The organism is Devosia psychrophila (assembly GCF_000971275.1).
GTDB lineage: Bacteria > Pseudomonadota > Alphaproteobacteria > Rhizobiales > Devosiaceae > Devosia > Devosia psychrophila.
This window is the reverse complement of sequence record NZ_LAPV01000224.1, coordinates 1-566: the sequence shown is the minus strand read 5'-3', so window position 1 is coordinate 566 and position 566 is coordinate 1. Positions and strand designations below refer to the sequence as shown.

Annotated in this window: 2 protein-coding genes; one reads left to right on the top strand and one right to left on the bottom strand. The window is 67.8% G+C overall.

Annotation, left to right across the window (positions count from 1 at the left end):
* A partial coding sequence (locus tag WH91_RS24450) for a hypothetical protein (protein ID WP_046172969.1) occupies positions 1–261 on the bottom strand: 261 nt, incomplete at its 3' end.
* 44 nt (positions 262–305) lie between these two features.
* Between WH91_RS24450 and WH91_RS21005 the strand changes: the two genes are divergently transcribed.
* The coding region (locus WH91_RS21005; protein ID WP_046172969.1) for a hypothetical protein at positions 306–566 on the top strand (261 nt) is incomplete at its 3' end.

Below are 566 nucleotides of genomic sequence, written 5' to 3'. Positions count from 1 at the left end.
GGCCCGCTCGCCCCGGTGGGCCTGATCGAAAACTGGCGTGCTAGGGAAGTTACGGTGCGGCGGGGTATAGCCAGCCCGGGCCGGCTTGAGCGGCTTAGCCCGCGCAACACGCAGAGGCACGCGATGCTTATCGTGCTGGGACCGTTGATGCGCGGCGGCGGCCTTGGCATAGTCTGCGCGGATAGCGGCAGTGAAGCCGACCTTGTTGTCCTTGGACAACAAGTCGCCCAGCACTCCCACCGCGCGGCTGGCGTCGTTCACATGCCCCGCCTGGCCGGCGCTATAGCGCCGGCCAGGCGGGGCATGTGAACGACGCCAGCCGCGCGGTGGGAGTGCTGGGCGACTTGTTGTCCAAGGACAACAAGGTCGGCTTCACTGCCGCTATCCGCGCAGACTATGCCAAGGCCGCCGCCGCGCATCAACGGTCCCAGCACGATAAGCATCGCGTGCCTCTGCGTGTTGCGCGGGCTAAGCCGCTCAAGCCGGCCCGGGCTGGCTATACCCCGCCGCACCGTAACTTCCCTAGCACGCCAGTTTTCGATCAGGCCCACCGGGGCGAGCGGGCC